Origin of the sequence: Alienimonas chondri (assembly GCF_013036045.1) — a bacterium.
In the GTDB taxonomy this organism is placed as follows: domain Bacteria; phylum Planctomycetota; class Planctomycetia; order Planctomycetales; family Planctomycetaceae; genus Alienimonas; species Alienimonas chondri.
On the sequence record NZ_WTPX01000108.1, the window covers coordinates 1 to 16,804 of the forward strand.

16 protein-coding genes are annotated in these 16,804 nt (G+C 68.2%); 10 read left to right on the forward strand and 6 right to left on the reverse strand.

The annotated features are described in order from the left end of the window. The 5 genes from LzC2_RS15000 to LzC2_RS15020 all read right to left on the reverse strand — a co-directional run. Nucleotides 1–498 (reverse strand): hypothetical protein (locus LzC2_RS15000; protein WP_171188432.1); only part of this gene is annotated, 498 nt, incomplete at its 3' end. Then, nucleotides 495–2,111, reverse strand: coding sequence for a DUF58 domain-containing protein (locus LzC2_RS15005; protein ID WP_171188434.1), 1,617 nt, complete (start codon nucleotides 2,109–2,111; stop codon nucleotides 495–497). The genes LzC2_RS15000 and LzC2_RS15005, both read right to left, overlap by 4 nt. Before the next feature lie 50 nt (nucleotides 2,112–2,161). Continuing rightward, on the reverse strand, nucleotides 2,162–2,704 hold the full coding sequence (locus LzC2_RS15010) for a peptide chain release factor family protein (protein WP_171188435.1): 543 nt from the start codon (nucleotides 2,702–2,704) through the stop codon (nucleotides 2,162–2,164). 13 nt (nucleotides 2,705–2,717) lie between these two features. Then, nucleotides 2,718–4,112 carry a sulfatase family protein gene (locus tag LzC2_RS15015; RefSeq protein WP_171188437.1) on the reverse strand — a complete coding sequence of 465 codons (1,395 nt, stop codon included), beginning with the start codon at nucleotides 4,110–4,112 and terminating at the stop codon, nucleotides 2,718–2,720. Between the two features lie 76 nt (nucleotides 4,113–4,188). Further along, nucleotides 4,189–5,169 carry a hydroxypyruvate isomerase family protein gene (locus tag LzC2_RS15020; protein WP_171188440.1) on the reverse strand — a complete coding sequence of 327 codons (981 nt, stop codon included), beginning with the start codon at nucleotides 5,167–5,169 and terminating at the stop codon, nucleotides 4,189–4,191. A 108-nt stretch (nucleotides 5,170–5,277) separates the two neighbouring features. On the opposite strand from LzC2_RS15020, the gene LzC2_RS22870 reads away from it, so the two are divergent. Together LzC2_RS22870 and LzC2_RS15030 are read left to right on the forward strand one after the other, a co-directional pair. Next, a complete protein-coding gene (locus tag LzC2_RS22870) occupies nucleotides 5,278–6,714 on the forward strand; it encodes a TIGR01777 family oxidoreductase (protein WP_315854685.1) in 1,437 nt (478 codons plus the stop codon). A 76-nt stretch (nucleotides 6,715–6,790) separates the two neighbouring features. Then, on the forward strand, nucleotides 6,791–7,261 hold the full coding sequence (locus LzC2_RS15030) for a hypothetical protein (protein WP_171188442.1): 471 nt from the start codon (nucleotides 6,791–6,793) through the stop codon (nucleotides 7,259–7,261). A 28-nt stretch (nucleotides 7,262–7,289) separates the two neighbouring features. Here LzC2_RS15030 and LzC2_RS15035 read toward each other — a convergent pair whose 3' ends face one another. Beyond that, on the reverse strand, nucleotides 7,290–8,132 hold the full coding sequence (locus LzC2_RS15035) for a 3-keto-disaccharide hydrolase (RefSeq protein ID WP_171188443.1): 843 nt from the start codon (nucleotides 8,130–8,132) through the stop codon (nucleotides 7,290–7,292). 165 nt (nucleotides 8,133–8,297) lie between these two features. On the opposite strand from LzC2_RS15035, the gene LzC2_RS15040 reads away from it, so the two are divergent. The 8 genes from LzC2_RS15040 to LzC2_RS15075 form a co-directional block, all read left to right on the forward strand. After that, a complete protein-coding gene (locus tag LzC2_RS15040; RefSeq protein WP_315854687.1) occupies nucleotides 8,298–9,905 on the forward strand; it encodes a sensor domain-containing diguanylate cyclase in 1,608 nt (535 codons plus the stop codon). A 31-nt stretch (nucleotides 9,906–9,936) separates the two neighbouring features. Further along, nucleotides 9,937–10,284 (forward strand): MazG nucleotide pyrophosphohydrolase domain-containing protein, encoded by a 348-nt coding sequence (locus tag LzC2_RS15045; RefSeq protein ID WP_171188447.1) that lies wholly within the window; start codon nucleotides 9,937–9,939, stop codon nucleotides 10,282–10,284. Nucleotides 10,285–10,511: 227 nt separating this feature from the next. Next, nucleotides 10,512–12,338 (forward strand): HEAT repeat domain-containing protein, encoded by a 1,827-nt coding sequence (locus LzC2_RS15050; RefSeq protein WP_171188449.1) that lies wholly within the window; start codon nucleotides 10,512–10,514, stop codon nucleotides 12,336–12,338. A 3-nt stretch (nucleotides 12,339–12,341) separates the two neighbouring features. Beyond that, nucleotides 12,342–13,262, forward strand: coding sequence for a hypothetical protein (locus tag LzC2_RS15055; RefSeq protein WP_171188451.1), 921 nt, complete (start codon nucleotides 12,342–12,344; stop codon nucleotides 13,260–13,262). Nucleotides 13,263–13,310: 48 nt separating this feature from the next. Further along, nucleotides 13,311–13,958, forward strand: a complete 648-nt coding sequence (locus LzC2_RS15060; RefSeq protein WP_171188453.1) for a MotA/TolQ/ExbB proton channel family protein — start codon at nucleotides 13,311–13,313, stop codon at nucleotides 13,956–13,958. Next, nucleotides 13,958–14,482, forward strand: a complete 525-nt coding sequence (locus LzC2_RS15065) for an ExbD/TolR family protein (protein ID WP_171188455.1) — start codon at nucleotides 13,958–13,960, stop codon at nucleotides 14,480–14,482. The genes LzC2_RS15060 and LzC2_RS15065 overlap by 1 nt, the downstream gene beginning before the upstream one ends. 3 nt (nucleotides 14,483–14,485) lie before the next feature. Continuing rightward, a complete protein-coding gene (locus tag LzC2_RS15070) occupies nucleotides 14,486–15,127 on the forward strand; it encodes a biopolymer transporter ExbD (protein ID WP_171188457.1) in 642 nt (213 codons plus the stop codon). A gap of 64 nt (nucleotides 15,128–15,191) precedes the next feature. Next, on the forward strand, nucleotides 15,192–16,804 hold a 1,613-nt coding region (locus tag LzC2_RS15075; RefSeq protein WP_171188459.1), incomplete at its 3' end, for an FHA domain-containing protein.

The following is a 16,804-nucleotide window of genomic DNA, read 5'->3' on the forward strand; positions in this document are numbered from 1 at the left end:
CCCCGCCAGCCCCACCCCGAAGCCCGCCCCCGCGGTCAACACGGAGGAGACCGCGACCTGCAAGACCGCCAGGGCGACCAACGACCAGCAGACCTTGAACGTCTTCTTTTGCAGGGAGACGATCCAGGTGAGGTACACCAGCAGATGCGCGCCGAACAGCAAGCGGGCTTCGATGTCGCCGCTGCTCAGTTCCGTCACCGCGAGCGCCGCGGCGGCCAGTCCCAGCAGGTTCGCCGCGATGGCCGGGAGGTGAAACGCCCGCCGACGATCGACCAGCCAGTGTCCGCAGAAGACGATGACCGGGGTGAGGGCCGCCGGCCAGGGCCGACCCTCGCCGATCGCCAGGAGCGTCCCGCCCGCCGCGGCGACCGCGATCGGCCCCACTGCCGCTTCGGCCGGGGCGACCGGCGTCCGCTTTGCCGCGGCCAACAGCCAGACCCGCCAGCCGGTCGGCCGAGCGGGGGGAGGGTGATTCGCGGTGAGGGCGGCGGCCGTCATCGTACGAGGCTCCCAGGCGGCGAGTCGTCGGAATAGGCCTCGAAGGTCGCCGGCTCGTAGAGGTCTTCGTACTGGCCGGGCCGGGCGCTGACGATCGTCCATCCGCTGCCCAACCCCGCGTCGCTCAGGGCGGCGTCCTCGGGGGCGCGGGTGGTGATCAGCGTTTTGCGGGCCGCCGGGCCGGTTTCGGTGGTCGCGTTGAACGCCGCCTTGCCGGGATCCCCGGACGGTCCGGGTTCGGCGAGGGCCAACTCGGTCAGCGGCCCCGTCAGATCGCCGCCGGCCCGGCCGAGGTACATGCGGTCCTCGGCGCCGGCGATGCGGAGGCTCAGCGTCGCTCCGCCGTGGCGGCGAAGGTGCTCCTCGACGATCGTCGCGGCGATGCTGGCGGCCCGTTCCTGCGTGTTCTCGTCCTCCAACCCCGGCGGCCCGTCGGCGTGAAAATCGAGGACCACGACGAGGTCGCGATCGCGGCTTTCGTGGTGCTCGCGGACCATCAATTCCCCCGCTTTGGCGCTGCTCCGCCAATGAATCGATCGCGGTCCGTCGCCGGGGCGGTATTCGCGGAGCTGGTAGAACTCGTCCTCGAACAACCCCTTGCGGCTTCGGGCGTGGTGAGCGAGCTCATCCGAGTGGGCGGACTGACGCGTCCACAACGGGAGCATTCGGCCGAGCGGGGGCAGCGCGAGGATCTCCGCCTCCTCCTGCACGACGGCTTCACGTCGGACCAGACCCAGCGGGAACGCCGTCGAGAGCGTGATCGGTCCCAGCGCGTGCACGCCGCGAATGCGGGGCTCCAGGCGGTACACGCCGGTCTGTCGATCGCGGGGCGGGAGGTGGGTAAACGAGACCGCGGCGACGAGTTCTTCTCGGCGGTTACGAACCCGGTCCGCCGCGGTGACCTGCACCGCCGGCAGCCATCGCCCGCGATGCGCAAGGGCGATTTCGACCAACGCGACCTCGCCCGCTGCGGCCACCGTGGGGGCGATCCGGCGCACCTCGCAGCGACGGAGCGACCCGGCGGCGAACCAGGCGTCCGCAGCGATCGGGCCGATCGTCATGCAGCAGACCAGAAGCAGCATATTGCTGGGGCCGAGAAACGCTCCCAGCAGCAACACCGCGGCGATGGCGACGGCGATCATGCCGGGCATCGTCAGACGCAGGCGTTCTTCCCGACCGCGAAACCGCGATCCGCCGCCGCGGGCGAGCCAGACGCGTCGCGCGGCGCCGGTGAGACACCAGACGCCGACCCCCGCGGCGATTAGCGGGAGAAAACCGTATAGCCCGGTCCACGAGGTGAGGTTCGCCAGCGACGCGGCGAGCGCCAGGGCGCCCACGCCGATCCACCCGCGACGGCGAACCGGCCGCGGACGCCCGAACCGATCCGGCCGCAGTTGAGCGTCGATTCGGGCGGCGAGATCCGCCGACAGCCAGACCAGCACGGCGCCCGCCGCGGCCGCGATCAGCAGCGGAACGGCCGGGTCCAGCCGCTCCAACATGCCCCACGTCATGCCGAGGCCCAGCACGACGCCGCATAACCCCAAGACCGCGACCGCCCGGCCGAGCAGGGCGGGGGCGCCGAAGCGAAGATCGGCCGGGGGAACCTCGGTCATGCGGCGGGCGTGAAGGGGAACGGACGCGAGCCGCTGGGCAGATCGACGGATCAGCGGAGCGGTCGCAGGCCGCGATCGGTCCGCTCGCGGTTCAGCAGTGTGTGGGCGCGCGGCTCGGTCTTCAACACCCGCACCACCCGGCTCGCCGAGACGCCCAGTCGCTGAGCCGCCGCTTTCACGTCCCATCGCTCCAGGGCGCACTCGTCCAGCGTCGCCGCGAGGACCGCCGGCCAGTCGACATGCGAATCGCTGACCTTCAGTCCGTCCCCGGCTCGCCGTTCGATCAACTCGCGAACACGCGGATCGGCGAGGCCGTCTCCTCGCAGGCTCAGGGCGAGATTGACCCGCAGGCGTTGCACCGCGGCGGCGTGATTCCGTTTCTGACTCCGCGTCTCAGACCCTTCGCCGATTGCTCCGGTGGGCGTGTGCGTGACGACGACGCGGGTCTCCACCTTATTGCGGTGCTGCCCGCCGGGGCCGCCGGCTCGGCCGGTGGTCACTTCGCACTGTTCGAGGAGCACCTCGGGCCAGAGAGACGCCGGGTGCCGGCGGAACGGCTCCGGGGTGCCGAGGTCGATCGCTGCGTCGCTCATTCCGCGTGGTTCGTCACTCATCGGAGGCCGGCGCGTTCCAGGGGACGGCGCCGTCGCGGCGGATGCGGTCCTGCATGATCTTGGCGAGTTCCCGGGCCTTGTCCTTTCGCTCCTCGATCAAATCGTGCTCCTCGTACGGGTCTTCTGTGAGGTGGAACAATTGCAGCGCGTCGTAGGGGCGGTTCTGCACGAGCTTCCAGCCGTCCTCGACCACCGCGTCACCGGTCTTGCCGCCCCAGATGAGCGGCCGTCCCTCGCGGCGGGTGAAGTGCATCGTGGAGCGTAGCGGGAGCTGCTTCGGCACGTCGAAAACCTTCCGCATCGAGACCGCGTCGACGCCCTCGGGGATCTCCGCCCCGGCGACATCGAGCAGCGTGGCGTACCAGTCCATCGTCATCGCGGTCAGATCGGTCTGCGAACCCGGCGTGATGTGACCCGGCCATTTCACGCCGCAGGCGACGCGGTGGCCGCCTTCGTAGAGATCCTCTTTCCCCCCGCGGTACGGGCCGTTGTTCGCTCCCGGGCCGAGGTGCCCGCCGTTGTCCGAGGTGAAGACGACCAGCGTGTCGTTCGCCTGCCCGCTCTCCTCCAGCGCCGCCAGCACGCGACCGACGCCGGCGTCCATGTGTTCGATCAGGGCAACGAGCTTCGCCCGGCGATCGGTGATGCCGGCTTCCCGTTGCTTCACGCGCTCGACCCACTCTGCCGGCGGTTGGATCGGCGTGTGGGGGGCGTTGTAGGCAAGGTAGAGGAAGAACGGCGTTTCTTCCTGAGAATGCGACCAGAGGAACTCGCCGGCCCAGTCGGAGAGCAGGTCGGTCGCGTGGCCTTTCGGGTCGATGACCTTTTCCCCGCGTCGCATCATGTTGCGATGTTCGCCGTTGGGATAGACGCGCGTGTGCGTGACGTAGTCGGAGAGCATCCCCCCGAGGAACCCTTCGAAGTGATCAAAGCCCCGCTTGAGCGGGTGATTGCCGATGCCGTTGTGCGGCTCCCCGCCGAGGTGCCACTTGCCGATGAGCGCGGTGTCGTAGTCCGCCTTCGAAAGCTGCTCCGGCAGGGTGGGGGCGTCCGGCGACAGATAACCCCAGTTGTCCTCCGGCCAAGGCCGCACGACGCCGGGCACGCCGACGGAGGCGGGGAAGCGGCCGGTCATCAGCGCCGCCCGCGTCGGGCTGCACACGGTGCAGTTGGCGTAGAAGTTTCGGAACGTCAGGCCGTCGTTGAAAATCGAATCGATGTGCGGCGTGCGCACATCGCTCGCCCCGCCGAACTGCTTTTGGATCGAGAGATCCCCAAAGCCGAGATCGTCCGCGAGGATGAACAGCACATTGGGACGCGGCGCTTCCGAGACATCCGCAGCGGCGGGCGAAACGACGGCGAGCGAAAAGGCGAGGGTGGCGAGCATGGCGGGGCAAGCGAGGGCAAGTAAACGTTCGTCACGCTGAGACCCCGCGGGGCCTCAGCGTGACGGTGAGGGAAGATCAGCTGGGATCAACGCTGCGGTAGGCGGCGATGACCTTCTTCTCGCCCTCGGCGCCGCCCTCCGAGTTGCCGTGCTCCATACCGAGGATGCCCTCGTAGCCCTGCTTCTGAACGAACTGGAAGACGTTGCGGTAGTTGATCTCGCCGGTGGTCGGCTCTTTGCGACCGGGGTTGTCGCCGATTTGGAGGTAGGCGATCTCATCCCAGGCCTGACCCATGTTGGGGATCAGATTTCCCTCGGTGATCTGCTGGTGGTAGATGTCGAACAGAATCTTGCAGCTGGGCGAGCCGACGCCTTTGCACAGGGCGTAGGCCTGATCGCTGCGCTGCAGGAACGCGCCGCCGTGGTTGGCGTACCAGTTGAGCGGTTCGAGAACCATCACCAGCTCGTGCGGCTCCAGCTCGGCGCTGCACCGCTTGAGCAGCTCAATGACGTTCGCCGTCTGGAAGCCCTCCGCCAATCGGGCGCCGCCGTAGCGGGTCCACTTCCCCGTTGATTCATCCTTGGATTGCTGATCGACGCTGCCGGGGACGACGGTCATCCACTTTGCTCCGCAGCGCTTCGCCACGGCGACGGAGTCCTTCACCTTCTGCACGATCGTGTCCCAGCGGGCGTCGTCGCGACGGGCGAAGCTGGGGGAGGCGAAGTCCGCATAGGCGACGAACACGCCCATCCGCATGCCGAGGTCCGACAGCTTCTGGCCGATCTTCTCCTGCGTCTCCACGCTACGGCCGCCCATGCCGTTGTCTTCGAGGCTGCGGAATCCCGCGGCGTGCATGAACTCCAGTTCCGCCATCAATCCGTCATCGCCGTTCCCGCCGCCGGCGAGGTTGCGGAACATGCCGAAGTGCGGGGCGAAGTCGCAGGTGAACGGTTCGCCCTTCGTCACGTCGGTCTCGCCCTCGTGATGATCGGCGCGGGCCAAAACGGGGACCGCGGCGAGGGCGGCGGAGGTGGCGAGCAGGTCGCGGCGATTCATCGGGAGCGTCCGGAGCGGGGCGGAGGGGGCGCCGCAGTGTGAGGAGAGCGGCGTGCGATTCGCAACGCGCCGCGCCGCCAACGGAGCAGACCCGGCTAAGCTGACTGCGTGATCGACTCCGCCCCGACGCCGCCCCGCCCGCCGCTGATCTACGAGCGGTCCACGCCGCTGTCGGTCCCCGCCGCCGAGGGGTTCGCCTGGCATGGGCGTCCCGGGGCGCTCGCCCGGCTGGTGCCGCCGTGGGAGGACGTGACCGTCGAATCCTCCGACGGCCATATCCGCGAGGGGGCGAAGGTCGTGCTGAAGATGAAGCTTGGGCCGGCGTCGCTCCGCTGGCACGCCCTGCACACTGTTTACGAAGACCGCGGAGAACGTGGCGGCCTGTTCCGCGACGTGCAAACGTCCGGCCCCTTTGCATTCTGGGAGCATACCCACGGGATTGGTCCGGCCGATCGCGGCCCTGATGAAGAGGACGACCCGACACGCAGCGTCCTCACCGATTACGTCCGCTACCTTCCGCCGGGCGGTCCGCTCGGCAGGGCGCTGGGGAAGGGCTTCGCCGAACGGAAGCTCGCGGCGATGTTCGCCTACCGACACGCCGTGACCGCGGCGGACCTCGCCGTCCATCAACGCTTTCGGGACCAGCCTCGTATGAACGTTCTCATCTCCGGCGCCGGCGGGCTGATCGGTTCGCAGCTCTCGGCGTTGCTGACCGGCGGCGGCCATACCGTGACGCCGCTGTCGCGCTCCGAGAAACCCGGGGCGATCCAATGGAACCCGGAGGCAGGCGAGGTTCCCAAGGAGAAGCTCACCGGGTTCGACGCCGTCGTACACCTCGCCGGCGAGCCGGTGCAGGGCCGGTGGACCGAGGCGAAGAAGCGACGCATCCGCGACAGCCGCGTGAACGGCACGCGGGCACTGGCGGAAGCCCTCGCCTCGCTCGACGAACCGCCGAAGGTCTTGGTCTGCGCCAGCGCCACCGGCTATTACGGCGATCGCGGGGACGAGTCGCTGACGGAAGCCAGCCCGCCGGGTGACGGTTTTCTCTCGGAGGTCTGCCGCGAGTGGGAAGCGGCCGCGGACCCGGCCCGGGACGCGGGGATTCGCACGGTGCACAGCCGGTTCGGCATCATCCTCAGCTCGGAGGGCGGGGCGCTGGCCGCGCAGTTGCCGATCTTCAAGCTCGGCGGCGGCGGGCCGGTCGGGGGCGGGAAACAGTGGTGGAGTTGGGCCGCCCGGGACGACGCCGTCGGCGCGCTGCACCACGCCTTGATGACCGAATCGATGAGCGGCCCGATGAACGTCGTCGCCCCCGGCGCCGTCACGAACGCGGTCTTCACCTCGACATTGGCGGACGTGCTGAATCGCCCGGCGATCGTGCCCGTGCCGGCGTTCGGCGTGCGGTTGGCCTTCGGGGAGATGGGCGACGAACTGCTGCTGGCCAGCGCTCGGGTGAAGCCGACCGCATTGCTGGCCGCGGGCTACACGTTTCGATATTCGGAGTTGGAAGCGGCGCTCCGGCATCTGCTCGGCCGCCCGGCCTGACGCCGCGACGCCGGAGGGAAGGTCGCGATTGCACTGGCGACGCGGCGCCCCGTCGTCACAATTAGCGGAGATGGCCATGTCTCCCGCCCGCCGCCGGCGCCTGCTGGCTCAGAAGAAGTCCCCCCGCGGCGATCGCGGCACCGACTATCCCGCCTCCGGACCGGCGTACGAGCCCGCGTCGGACTCCGAAGAGCCGGAGTCCGAAGAGAACGCTTCGGAGATCGAGGCGCCGTCCGAGGACGAGAACGAACGCTCCGAGGCAGACGACGACATCGCAGCGTCGCCGGCCCCTCTCACGAAATTGAGGGCGCCGGAGGAGAGCGATAACCCGGACGCGGAACTCATCAAGAGCCGGTCTCCCGCTCTGCCGCGGGTCCGGGCCAACCCCGGTCCGCTGCCAGAGCCGCTGCCGCCGCGGTTGGACGACGTGGTGCGCCGACTGCGAGACGACCTGCTGACCTGCGGCGGCGATGCGGCGGCGCTGGCCGACGAAATCTGCGCCCGGCACCGCGATCGGCTCCGCGAGGCGCTGGGACTATCGGAGTAACCGGGCGAGAGCGCGGCCCGCGGGCGGCTCAGTTCTTCTCGCCGAACTCGTTGACCGGCCGGTCGCCGCCAGTGGGATCGAACGGTTCGCAGGCCTTGTCGACCGCGGCGATCTCCTCTTCGCTGAGCGGCCGGATACGCACACCGCGGATCGCGCCGGTCGTGATGTAGGTGGCGATCCCCAGCGGCTTGGAGAGATTCACCTCGCTGCGGGTGGAGATCAGGCTGTCGCGGATGTCCGCGGCGAACAATTCTTCCCCGTCCAACAGCGCCCGCACGCCGGACTTCGTGACCTCCACCCGCACCTTGTACCAGGCGCCGTCTTCGAATCGGTGATAGGTGGTGGTCGGGTTCTCGCTGGCGTCGAAGCGGTTGATCGAACTCAGCCCCACCAGCCCGCCGCCCCATCCGCCGAGAATCAACGTGGCGTGCGACGCCTTCTCGTCCTTGGGACTCCAGACCGGCAGGGTCAGCCCGCAGAAGAAGTCGTTGCCGCTGACCCGCTTCGCTTCGAGTTCCAGAACGTAGTTCGTGCCCGGCAGCGTCTTGCCGACGGCTTCGGAGACCGTCACGCCCGTCACGTTGTTTCCGAAGGGCAACACGATCGCGCCGTCCTCCACGGCCACGTCGCCCTGTCCGCCGAACTCCGTCACGACCCAGCCGTCCAGGCTCTTGCCGTCGAACAGCGACCGCCACTTCGGCTTCTCCTCATCCGTGGCGGCAGGCTCGCCCGGTGCGGCAGGCTCGCCCGTTGCGGGAGGGGCGCCGGTGGCGGGGGGAACGGCGGCGGCCGTCGGACCGTCGGGAGCGGGAGCCGACTCCGCCGTGGGCGGGACGAACAGGGCGGCGACGAGCAGCGGAGCGACGAACATCGGCACGGGCGGGTCGGGGGGAGAAACGATGCGAACCGTCGGACCGATACGATCCGTCGTCCGGCGACGCCGCGACCGCTCGCGGAAGCGGTCCGTCCAGCCGGCGCCATGCGGCGACGTAGTGTAGCGGGATCGTTCCTCGTTTCGGATCACTCGTTGTCCACCGTGCTCCAGTCGCTTGAAGCGCCGCCCTCAGCGTCCTCCGCACCTGACCGGTCCGATCGACCGTTGGGACAGAACGGACAAGACTTCGCCCCCCCGGCCGGGTCCCCTTCTGCCCCGGATCCGTTGGGCGAATTGAAGGCGGAGAATGAAACGCTGCGGATCGCCGCATCGACGGTGGGTTATCGGCGTCTGGTGACCGAATTGCATCGTGTCGCCGCCGGGGAGGCCGGACCCGCCGGCACGGCGCTGCTCGAACGTTCCTCCGGCGGCGGTTCCTGGACGGTTCGTGCGTTCGCGGGTCGAGAGCTGTCGACGGCCGTGTTGCGGACGCTGCCGGACCCGCTTAAGCCGCCGCGACGAACGGAGCCGTTACCCTCGCCCACCCCGACGTTGAGAGGCGCCTGGGCGGTGCCGTTGAGCGGCGGGGGACGAACCGGTTTGTGGATCGCCCCGCCCCCGCCCACCGGCGGGGACGAGGGCCGCGGACGGCGCTTATGGGAGCTGGTGGGCGACGCCGTCTGGGACCGCTACGTGACGGGCGAGGCGCTGTCCGTCGCCCGCGACGCGATCGCTCTGCGTGACGCTCAGGTCGCGCTGTACAAGGCGGCGTCCGAATCGGAGACGCCGCAGACGGTCCTGACGCAGCTCCTCACCACGTTGGCCGCGGCCTGCGGAGCGGACCGTGCCGTACTGCACACCGTCGGCCCGGACGCACGCCGCATCGCGGCCGCCGGGGTCGAATTATCCCGCCCCGTCGCCGCCGTCGCTGCGGAGCAGGATGCGAAACTCGCGTACGCCGTTGCCGAGACCTCGATCCTCGCCCCAAGCCCGAACGGCGTGGTTCCGTTTGATCGGGAGGCCTTGGCGAAGATCGGAGTGAAATCGCTGTTCGGTCGGGCGGCGGGAACTTCGTTGGGCGGCGGGGGCAACGCGGCGGTGCTGCTGATCTCGAAGTCCGACTCGGGCGCCTTTCCCTCGCACGCGGTACGAACGTTGTCCTGGGCCGGCGGGTTCTTCGCGTCCGTGCTGCCCCGGTGTTCCCGGGCGGCGGTGGCCAGTCGATTGGCGCGTCGCGACGGTTTGACCGGCTTGGCGAATCGGCGGACGTTCGACGAGCAACTCGCCGGGCTCTCCGCCGCCGCCGTCGCCGCCCGGGGCGATCTCGCCGTGCTGATGTTCGACCTCGATCACTTCAAATCCGTCAACGACACGCACGGGCATGCGGCCGGCGATCGCGTCTTGCGGGAAGCCGCCGCCGCGATTCAACAGGTCGTGTCAGGTTGCCGCAGCAACGACAGCGCCGTCGCCGCCCGATACGGCGGCGAGGAACTGGTGGTCCTGCTGCCCAACTTCGGCCCCGCCGGCGCCGAACGGGTGGCCGAAGAGATCCGTGCAGCCGTCTCGCGCATCGAATTGCCGCCCGGCGGCCCGCGGACGCATGTGACCACGAGCGTCGGACTCGCGGTTCTTCCTTTCGATGCGGACGACGCCGCCTCGCTGATGAGCGCCGCCGACGCCGCGCTCTACGCGGCGAAAAGCGGCGGGCGAAACCGGGTGGTTCGTGCCCGGACGCGCGGCGCCGCGGAAGGAACGACGGCGCCGCGATAGACTGCGGTTCCGTTCCCTCGCCAGTGTCGTGATGCCCGCCGCCCCGTCGCCCGTTCGTCTCCCCCCGACCGGGGAGCCGATCTCCCTGCAGGACGTTCAGCGTCTGATTCGCAGCATGTTCGGCGAGAAGGACGCCGCCCGGGGACCCGAAGCGACGTTTCTGTGGTTCACCGAAGAGATCGGAGAACTGGCGGGAGCCCTGCGGAACGGGACCCGCGAGGAGTTGGCGCTGGAGTTCGCCGACGTGCTCGCGTGGCTCGCCACGTTGGCGAATATCGCGGGCGTCGATCTCGAGGAGGCCGTCCGCGCGAAGTACGGCAGCGGCTGTCCGCGCTGCGGGGCGGCCGTGTGCGTTTGCGATCCTGCGAAGAAACCCTGAATTTCAATCCCCCGGGCGGGCCGTGAGCGTGGGGACGCTCTTGCCTATCGGGGCGTTCCTGAGGCTCGCAACGTCGCTGCGGGACGTGTCGACGGTCGCGCTCGTCCCTCGCGGCGGGGGTCTCGATCCGTTGGGCGGGTTTGACCGTCGGACGTAAGCCCCCGTAGCATTCTTGAAGGTCGCGGCTCCCGACCCCTCTCCCGTCCGTTCGGTCGGTCCCTATCGCTATGACTCCGTCTCGCCAGTGGAAGGTCCTCCTCGCAGGAGCGGCAGCCGTGCTGTGCGCGGGGCCGATCCGGGCCGCCGATCCGGAAAGCGCCCAGGTCAAAGCGGCGATCAAGAAGGGCGTCGAATATCTGGCCAGCAACCAGAAGTCCGCAAAGGGCGACGGGCGTCACATCCTCTCCGCCTTGGCGATGGCCAAGGGCGGCGCGGACAAGAAACATCCGGTGATCGTCGCCGCGCTCAAGGCGATCGACGAACGCACCGCCGGGGGGACCTATAAGCCCGAGCGCGACGAACTCTATACCGCCGGGCTGGAGCTGATGTTGCTCGAAGCCGCGGGGGAGGCGCGAACGAATCAGGAGAAGATGAAGCCGATTTTGGCTTACATCCTCGGTCAGCAGCAGCCCTACGGCGGTTGGTATTACCCGCGGCTGGCGGCGAAGAACCCCGGCAGTTACTTCGGGGACACCAGTATCACGCAATATTGCGTGCTCGGACTCTGGACCGCGGAGCGAGCCGGGCTGGATATCGACACCGGGATTTGGAACGGCGTGGCGAAGTGGCAGGTCGCCACCAAGCGGAAAGGCGGCACGTTCGCCTATCACCCCAGCCGGAGCGGGGGCGGTGAAGTCAAAGATACGATGACCGCCGCCGGCGCCTGCAACCTGCTGCTGTGCGCTCGCTATCTGCACGGCTCCTCCGCGATGGACGCCGCCCGCTCCGAAGCCGAAGCCCGCGACCGAGCCGAGCGGGATCGCAAGAACGCCCTGCTCAGCAAGTACGCGGCGTTGGATCGGCGCGTCGATCCCGCGGAGGCCGCGAAAGAAAAGGCCGCCGGGGACGTCGTCTCCCTCAACGCGTTGACGGGAACCGCGGACGGCTCCATCGGCTCGCTCGCCCGGGGGATGCGGTTCGACAAGGGGCCGCACCGCAACTACATGATGTACACGGTCGAGCGGCTCGGGGCCCTGTCCGGCCGGCGGATGTTCGGCGACCGCGACTGGTACGAGGAAGGGTCCGAACTCCTGTTGAAGACACAGGCCAAAGACGGATCCTGGAATCAGGAAGGCACGAAGGAAGTCAGCACGGCGTTCTCGGTCATGTTCCTCGCTCGGGCGACCGCCAAGGCGCTGGGCGACACCAGCATGTACGGCGGCGGCTTGTTGAAGGGCGGACGGGGCTTGCCGGACGACTTCACCAAGGCCCGCTTCGACGGCGAGGACATCACCTACGATCGTCCGACCGGCGACTTGGCGGATCTCCTTACGCAGTTGGAGAACCCCCAGGCCGCCGACGTTCCCGCCGCTCGGGAAGCGGTGTTGGAGACCGTTCGGCTCGGCGATCGCGAAGCGTTGATCGGCCAAACGGCTCGATTGCGTCGGCTCGTGGACGATCCGCGGCCGGAAGTGCGGCAGGTCGTCGCGTGGGCGCTCGCCCGGGGCGGCGGCGCCCAAGACGTCGAGGCGATCTTCAAGATGCTCGCCGAAGACCCGGATGCGGGCGTCGTGCAGGAAGCCCACAACGCCCTTTGCGTACTCAGCCGCCTCCCCCGTGGCCCCGGCATTCCGCTGGCGATGCCGAGAGCGGAAGAGGCGTCGCTGGATCAACTCGAAAAACGCGATCTCCCGTACACGTATATCACCAATAAGCGCCTGCGGGTGCTGCCGGGCGGACCCTTCGAGGGGCTGCCCGCGGGGCTGGACGAGGGCGAACGGATCAAGGCGTTCCAGGATTGGAGGGCCGTCGCGACGGCGGCGTGGGCGGCCTGGCAGGACGCGGTTCGGCCCTATGACCAACGCGACCTCATCCCCGCCCCGAAGCGGCCCTGACTGATGAGCGCCGCGTCTCCCACTTCCGCACCCGGCTCCGACGGCGTGCCCGCCGCCGAGCCGGTCATGGGCGTCACCGGCTATGACCGCGTGAGCGCCGGCGTCATTGCCGGCGTGCTGGGGCTGATCGTCACGGTGACGTACCTCTTTATACAGTGGTACATGCAGCACGAGTTCGCCGTCGATACGCTGCCGCCGATGGAGATTATTCAAATCGGGGGCGGCGACGAGAACGGCGATCCGGACGACAGCCCCCTTCTGGAAAGCCTTGCCGAAGAGATCCCGGACCCCAGCCTGAACGAGCTGCGTGAAGACGAGATGCAGGTCGAGGAGCTGATGGAGACGGTCGTGGACGTCTCCGATCGCGCCGCGAATCCCTCGCCGACCGCGGTCTCCTCGGAGGCCAGCGGCGGCAAAGCGGGCAGCGCCAGCGGGACCGGCGGTCGCCCGTTGGGCTTCGGTCCCGGCGACGGCGGCGTCCCCGCCGAGCAACGTTGGTATATCGCCTTCAACGACCAGGGCGGTCTGGAAGAATACGCCAAGCAATTGGAATTCTTCGGGATCGAACTGGGCGCCTTGGACACCGGCGGCGGGACGTTGACCATTCTGTCGAACCTCACCGCGGCCAAGCCGAAGGTGGATCGAAAAACCGGCGGCGGCGCCGACGAGCAGCGGCTTTATATGATCTGGCAGGGCGGCGGCCGGAAGCAGGCGGACGTCAAACTGTTCGCCAAAGCCGGCATCGACGCCTCCGACCTGCCCATCCTGCACTTCTACCCGTCCCGGACGGAGCAGATGCTGCTGCGGCTCGAACAACAGTATGCGAACCGTCCTTTGCGGGACGTCCGTCGAACCTACTTCGAAGTGAAGCCGGGCGGCGACGGTTATACCTTTCGCGTTTCCAAGCAGTCCTACAGCCGCTGACGCGGTCGCTGCGCGCACTCCCCAGACGAACCGGATCGAACCTCACCGATGCAGATTCTCGATTTCGCCGGCACGGCGATTTATATCGCCCTCGGGTTGACCGCGCTGATCGGGCTGTGGATCACCATTCTGTTGGTCCGCCGGGTGAGTCAAAAACAGTTTAAAAGCGTCAAGGCCGCTGATGAATTTATCGAGGAATGCCTGTCTCGGGTCGAACGGCGCGACTACGCCGGCGTGACCGAACTCTGCGACTCCCCGCCGTACTGGAGCAAGGCGACGCCGCAGTTGATTCAAACCGCGACCGAGAACCGTCACCTGCCGCCCGGCCGTCTGCGGCGGACCGTCGCGGAGCGGTTTGAACGGCACGTATTGGCGGACCTGGAGTACCGCTCCAGCTGGGTCGCGACGATCGTCAAGACGGCCCCGATGCTCGGGTTGCTGGGGACGGTGGTCGGCATGATCTCCGCGTTCGCAAAGATCGCCTCGTCCGGCAAGACCGGCACCGATCCGGCGGCGCTGGCCTCCGATATCGCGGTCGCGTTGAACACCACGGCCAGCGGTCTGGCGATCGCGATCCCGATGGTCATCGCCGGCAACTTGCTTCAAAATAAGATCTCGAAGCTGCAGGACGGCGTCGAGGAGCGACTCGGTCAATATCTGGACGGCCTGATCGAAGCGGAATCCGGCACGGCTTGATGAGCGATACTCTGAACCAACCGCGTCCGGCGCCGCCGGCGGAGGATGATTATCTCCCTCCGCCGAAGGAAAAGCGGAAGGAACTCGACTTCGACATCACCCCGATGATCGACGTCGTGTTCCTACTGCTAATTTTCTTCATGGTGAGTAGCACCATGCAGGAGCCGTCGAAGTCGGATGCCCCCCCCGCCGTCCACGGGCAGGGCATCGACGCCGGCGGCACGATTAAAGTCACGCTATTGCCGGAAGTCGGCGGCGAATATGAGGTGGAATTGCCCCGGGTGACGACGGATGCGGAAGGCCGCATGGTGGAGACGTTTGAGGTCTTCAAGTTGGAGGAGGCAATTGAGAACGATTTAGTTTCGGAAGCGGTCGCCTCCGTCAAACAGGCGCTTCCAGACAAAAAAGAGGTGGTTCTATTGGCCGACCGCGACGCGACCGCGGAGCAAACCTTTCCTATCCTCCGCCAGATCGGCGAGGTCGAAGGCGTGTCGGTCCATAACGAAGTGCAGGATCCTCGCTGAGCCATGCGGATTTCTTTCCCCTGTCCGCACTGTTCCGCCCCCCTGGGCATCTCCGCGTCCCGCGCGGGGGCCGAGGTCCGTTGTCCCGCCTGCCGGGACGTGCTGACCGTTCCCGAGGAGGATCAACCGCTTCCGGAACCGGAGGACGGGGGCGACGCCGCTCCGGCTCAGGCGCCGCTCAGCACGGCCAATGAAGAGGAACCGTTTAAGTTCTCGCCGAAGCGGCGGGATCAAGACGAGATGGACCTCACGCCGATGGTCGACGTGACCTTCCTGCTGCTGATCTTTTTTATGATTACGGCGAGCTTTAGCATTCAGAAGACGCTGCCGACGCCCGTCCCGGAACCGGACGAGGAAGGCGTCTCGCAACAATTAACGACGATGGAAGAGCTGGAGCAGGAGGCCGTCGTCGTGCGTCTGGAAGCCGGGGACGAGATCTATATTGACGACAAACCGGTGTCGTCGCTGGACGACCTCCCGGACGCCCTCCGCGATGCGATGAACGCCCCCGGCCAGCCGGGCCGCGGGGAGTTGGTCATCCAGGCCGCGGACGGCGCCCGGCACGAGGCGATCGTCGCCGCCTACGACGCCGCCGCCGGGTTGGGCGTCGAACGGGTTCGCCTCGCCGTCGCTGCCGAAGACTGACCGTCTCGGCCCTTTCCGTCGCTACACCGCATTTCTTCGTTCACACGCCTCGCCGCTCCGCTCTATGGCCCGTTTGGAGATCACCAGCCCGTCCGGCAAGGTTCGGGAGACCCCCCTCCCGGACTCCGCCGGGCTGACCGTGGGGCGTCACGCCAGTTGCGATATTCGGATTAACGCCGACGGCGTCGAATCGGTGCATTGCCGGTTTATGCCGGACGGCGACGGATATCGCGTCGCCTCCGGTGGGGACGCCGGCATCGTGATCAATGGGTCATCGGTGGCGGAAAAGCGGCTGTCGGAGGGGGACGCAATCAAGGTCGGCCCTGCGAAACTGACGTTCCGGGCGGATCTTGCGGACTCCGACTCGAACGACAGCGAAGAACTCGCCCTCGTCGCCGCCTCGTCGGACAACCTGCCGAGTTGGGCGGATCCGTCCCGGGCCAAAGCTGCGGAGAAGAGTCGCGATCAGGCGGCGGAGAAACGTGCCGCCGAAAAGTCGGCGGCCGCCGCGGTCAAAGCGGAGGCCAAGTTAAAGCGCGCCGCGAAGAAAGCCTCGAAGGCCGCGAACAAGTCCGCCGCGAGGGAGAAGCCGGCCGCAGCGGCGGAGAGCGACGTCAGTGCCGCGGCACAGGCGGCGATCTTCGACGACGCCGAGGACGACGACCCGTTCGCCGACGACGACAGCGGGGACGATTTGGGCGCCCTGGCGGCCCTCGCCGCGGATGAGACCGGCGAAACTCCGCAGCTCTCCGCCGACGAGGACGCGGCGGACCCCGCGGCGGAGGCCACCGGCGACGGGAGCGAACCGGCGAAGCCCGGCGACGCCGCAGACGACGGCCCCGACAGCGGGGAACAACCGGTCTTGCTGCCCCCCGGCGGGAAGTTCGCCCCGTTGACGAAGCTCGCCGGCCCGCCGCGACGGCCGGGCGAGGAGTCGATCTTCAAAAGCCCGCTGGTGATCGGCCTGGTCAGCGCCGCCGCGGTCCTGACGCTCGCTGCGTTCACCTTCGCGTTCCTCACCGCTCGGGAACAGGCCGAGCGGCTCTATCAAGAAGCTGTCTCCAAACGCGAGGGCGGCCAATACACCGCGGCGCTGGAACTCTACGACCGTTTCCTGATCGAACATCCCGCGGACGCCCTCACCGGCACGGTGCGAAAGGAACGCGGAATCGCGAACATCGAAAGGGCGGTCGACGGCTCCGCCGGCGACTGGGCGGAAGGGGTGGAGGCCGTCAAAGCGTTCGACCGGGAGAACCGCGATCTGGAGGACTACAAAGCGAGCTACCCGGAACTCGCCGCGCTCTCCCGCCGAGCGGCGCTGGGCGCCGCCCGCGAGGCGAAGAACGGCGGCCCGCGGGATCTGCTGGCGACGGTCGAGGACGCCTCCAAACTGCACCGTCGCTACGCGGATCCCGAAGCCGCCAGCACGACCGACCAGGCGCGGGAGATCGCCTCGGCGTTGAAAACGGCCACCGCCGCCGTCGTCAAACGAGAGACGTTCGGCGAGGCTCGCGCGAAGGTGCAGGCGGCCTTGAAGGAGAACGATTTCGCCACGGCTCACCGGGCGCGGGAGGATCTCGTCGCCCGGTATAGCGACCTGTCGACCGACCGCGACGTGAGAGGATTGAAGGCCGACACGCTCTCCGCCGAGGCGGACGCCGTCACGGAGATCCCCGC

What these genes read in the sequence shown, in the direction of transcription:
- LzC2_RS15005 (WP_171188434.1), bottom strand. Translation starts at nt 2,111, where the DNA reads ATGACCGAGGTTCCCCCGGCCGATCTTCGCTTCGGCGCCCCCGCCCTG.
- LzC2_RS15010 (WP_171188435.1), bottom strand. Translation starts at nt 2,704, where the DNA reads ATGAGCGACGCAGCGATCGACCTCGGCACCCCGGAGCCGTTCCGCCGG.
- LzC2_RS15015 (WP_171188437.1), bottom strand. Translation starts at nt 4,112, where the DNA reads ATGCTCGCCACCCTCGCCTTTTCGCTCGCCGTCGTTTCGCCCGCCGCT.
- LzC2_RS15020 (WP_171188440.1), bottom strand. Translation starts at nt 5,169, where the DNA reads ATGAATCGCCGCGACCTGCTCGCCACCTCCGCCGCCCTCGCCGCGGTC.
- LzC2_RS15030 (WP_171188442.1), top strand. Translation starts at nt 6,791, where the DNA reads ATGTCTCCCGCCCGCCGCCGGCGCCTGCTGGCTCAGAAGAAGTCCCCC.
- LzC2_RS15035 (WP_171188443.1), bottom strand. Translation starts at nt 8,132, where the DNA reads ATGTTCGTCGCTCCGCTGCTCGTCGCCGCCCTGTTCGTCCCGCCCACG.
- LzC2_RS15045 (WP_171188447.1), top strand. Translation starts at nt 9,937, where the DNA reads ATGCCCGCCGCCCCGTCGCCCGTTCGTCTCCCCCCGACCGGGGAGCCG.
- LzC2_RS15050 (WP_171188449.1), top strand. Translation starts at nt 10,512, where the DNA reads ATGACTCCGTCTCGCCAGTGGAAGGTCCTCCTCGCAGGAGCGGCAGCC.
- LzC2_RS15055 (WP_171188451.1), top strand. Translation starts at nt 12,342, where the DNA reads ATGAGCGCCGCGTCTCCCACTTCCGCACCCGGCTCCGACGGCGTGCCC.
- LzC2_RS15060 (WP_171188453.1), top strand. Translation starts at nt 13,311, where the DNA reads ATGCAGATTCTCGATTTCGCCGGCACGGCGATTTATATCGCCCTCGGG.
- LzC2_RS15065 (WP_171188455.1), top strand. Translation starts at nt 13,958, where the DNA reads ATGAGCGATACTCTGAACCAACCGCGTCCGGCGCCGCCGGCGGAGGAT.
- LzC2_RS15070 (WP_171188457.1), top strand. Translation starts at nt 14,486, where the DNA reads ATGCGGATTTCTTTCCCCTGTCCGCACTGTTCCGCCCCCCTGGGCATC.